Raw genomic sequence first — 2,971 nt, 5'->3', positions numbered from 1 at the left:
GTGAATCGCACAACGTACGACTACGGCCGAAGTTGCGAGGCGGCCGCTTTGATTTTAAGGAACCCCGACTTCGGGCAAGCGGTCGCAAAAATGGAGACAGCGGCGCACGTGCTGAAATGGAACAATCAAGCGCGCAAGTTGGCACGATGGCGGGATTTTGAACGAAGCACTCCTCTCCTCGCTATCGACTCCAGTCGGGTAAGGCCTGCTCCGAGCCACGGTTCTTGCACGGCGTCCGAACGAACTGCGCTCGGATGCTTTACAGCCGCCAACAGGCTGCGCGGTCGCGTCGTTTTTCGCCGCTTAATGGCACAGCGATGGCGAAGGTGGCGGACGAGCCTTAAGCACCAGCTTACGAGTATGCGTGCCTCGCTGGCGAGCTTGCCCACATTCGAACTAGAGACGCTGCCGCGATACGTGCGGGCAGCAGATAGCCTGACACACAGGAAGCGGCCTCCGAATGTGATGAAGCAGCCCACGTTAGGCGCGAGTTGGGCGCAGTCACTCAGCAGCTGCCGGTGTGATCATCACCGGCGAAGCCTGTCCGCGAGACGGAGCCCAAGGGCCAAGATCGTCAAGGTGGGATTCGCCTGGCTGGATGTTGCCAGAACCGAGCCGCCCGCGATGTGCAGGTTCATCAGTCCATGAACTCGGCATTCAGCGTCAACAACCCCATCGGTCGGGCTCGCAGACATTCGCGTGGTACCGAGGTGATGACCGTCCATGGCGCCTGATTTGTCTGCCATTTCGATCACATGGCCAGGTTCAAATCCTGAAATGGTAGCTCCGATCTTCTCCAGCTTCCAACCGAGCAGTCGATAGGCGCGCGCGATGCTTTGGAGATCGTTGCTCGTGGTTTTCCAATCGACGCGCAGCTTCGGCATACCCAATCGGTCGCGTTCGCTCACCAACGTCAGTCTGCTTGCGGGGTTCGGCTCCTGTTCCGAATGAAACTCAAGATTGACCACATTGGCGCGCGGCCCCAATACGATGGAGGGCAGCTTTCGCCGTGCGAAAGTTCTGTTCGCCATCCAGCGCAAACCGAAGCGCCCGAGGCGCACTGGCGAGGATACGACGTTCTGAACGTGCGCGAGCTTTTCGTCCAGCGTCATTGAATGTTGCAGCCGACCTCTGAGGTGTTTCGGGAGAAATGTCCTTTTCACGAGATACATCGCCGAGAGGATCGGGTCGTTGTGGCTGGGATCGGCTGGATCTGGGAGATGGGTGCGGAAGATCTGGTTGAGCAAGCAATGCTCCCGCTGCGCTCGCTCCGTGAGCGACAGCCGCCTTCGGCAGTAGATGCCGGCCGCGTCCCGCTCGTAGCCAAAAGCAACCGCCTGCTGGGCGTTCGGCAACTTTAGTGCTCCGACTGTGCCTCCCAGATGGGCCATATAGAAACGACCGAGCTGATCTCGGGCGTTGCCGATACCAGCTGGCATCACATCATTCGAGGCAAGTAGCAATCGGGTGGTCTCAAAGCGCGCCGGCGGCTACAATGTAATGGCAAGCCGTGACCTCACGCTTTGTGCCCTTCAAGTCAACACAGTCGATGTGGTGGACGCAACGCCCGTTCGGCGCCAGGCGAATTCCCGTCGCCGCAGCGTTTAACCAGATGTGGATATGACGCGAAGTCCGCAGCAACCCGGAAAGCCGTTTCCACACGTTGGTTGGTCGACTAAACCGCTCCAGGCGGGTCCTGAACAAATCGCCGTCGACGCCCTCGAATAGTTCAACGCGAGAACCAGGCAACGCGCTTGTTGGATCGTAGTCGTAAGACCCGACCTCGATCACCTCGTGCGCCCGACGGTAGTAGGGCAGCAGGGTTTCATAGGTGATCGGCCAGCCCGAATTGCACACCCATTCCCGCTTCTGGAAGTCGATGCCATCGAACGGCACGCAGCGGCCACCCCATGCTCGGCTCGATCCTCCCAGCGCTCGTATCCGGAAATTCTGGACAGGCGGGTGGACGAGGGGATCTGCGACAATGCCGTGGTAGAGCTCCTGCGATCTCTTGGTCTGCCACCTGCCGCCCGCTTCCAGAACGCAGACGCGTAGCTTTGCATTTTCGAGCGCCGCGGCAATGGCCAGGCCGACAGTGCCACCTCCGACAATGCAGATGTCGTAGGCAAGTCCGTCGCCCGCTGCGGTGAATTGAGCGATCAACGTTCACTCCGGATTTGTTCGATCCCCGAAGGCACGCTCCCACCCTTCGCGCCCGGCTTGGGCGAAGCAGGTAGCGCGCGAGGAGCAGTTGGCAACCACCCGATTGATCGCATTTGAAGCGCCGGCCCAAAAGAGGTGGCTTTGGTGGCGAGGTCCGTGACGACTTCAAGGGGCCCGAACCGGAAGAGTTTTTGTTGCGACCACCCTCAAAGGGCATGGTTATGGTGAACGCACTTCTCAGCCTGAGTTCGGTGGTGGTATTCCGGTTCCATTCGCGAGATTTCCCGCCCATGGCTCGCCGACAGACACGCTGTTGGCTCCGGCTGAAGCCTTGCCTCTGCTTGCGAGGTTGCCATGGCGATCCGGAACCTCGAGGCATGTGGAGAGTTGTCCAGCAGCCCAGCGGAGATCCAAGCCATGGCGCTACCAGATGCCAGTTCCGGCGCGGCCGCGCAGCCGAAACGCTCTAGCAAGCCGGCAATCCCATCGCCGCACGCCACAAGGCTTCCGGAGCAGGATTATCGATAGACGGGCGCCCAACGATATGAAGGACAATGGCCCATGAACGTCGCCAACCTGCAATTGGAAGGTTTGCTTATGGCGGTCGCTGCCGTCAATAACGCCTTGGTCCGGAGGGGCCTTCTTTCGGTTGATGATATCGATATGGCTTTGAAAACCGCGGAGGCCTCGTTCACGGCTGATGAGCGCCTCTTCGAGGACATGTCGCCCGCCAACCGGGACGCAGTCTGTTTTCCTTTGCGGCTTTTGCGGTTGGCTAACACCAAACAGTTCGAAGCGGGTGTGCCAC

Annotated in this window: 3 protein-coding genes; 1 reads left to right on the top strand and 2 read right to left on the bottom strand. The window is 59.8% G+C overall.

The features are described from left to right. Positions 1-527: 527 nt before the first annotated feature. Positions 528-1,439 carry a GMC family oxidoreductase gene (locus EN991_RS40065; protein WP_164766154.1) on the bottom strand — a complete coding sequence of 304 codons (912 nt, stop codon included), beginning with the start codon at positions 1,437-1,439 and terminating at the stop codon, positions 528-530. Between the two features lie 34 nt (positions 1,440-1,473). After that, on the bottom strand, positions 1,474-2,163 hold the full coding sequence (locus EN991_RS40060) for an FAD-dependent oxidoreductase (RefSeq protein WP_164766153.1): 690 nt from the start codon (positions 2,161-2,163) through the stop codon (positions 1,474-1,476). Between the two features lie 561 nt (positions 2,164-2,724). Between EN991_RS40060 and EN991_RS30160 the strand changes: the two genes are divergently transcribed. Then, positions 2,725-2,971 (top strand): hypothetical protein (locus tag EN991_RS30160; RefSeq protein ID WP_127370110.1); only part of this gene is annotated, 247 nt, incomplete at its 3' end.

This window comes from Mesorhizobium sp. M7A.F.Ca.US.005.03.2.1 (genome assembly GCF_003997795.1).
In the GTDB taxonomy this organism is placed as follows: Bacteria; Pseudomonadota; Alphaproteobacteria; order Rhizobiales; family Rhizobiaceae; genus Mesorhizobium; species Mesorhizobium ciceri.
Note: the sequence above shows the minus strand (reverse complement) of the source record. Positions and strands in the feature narration are given on the sequence as shown.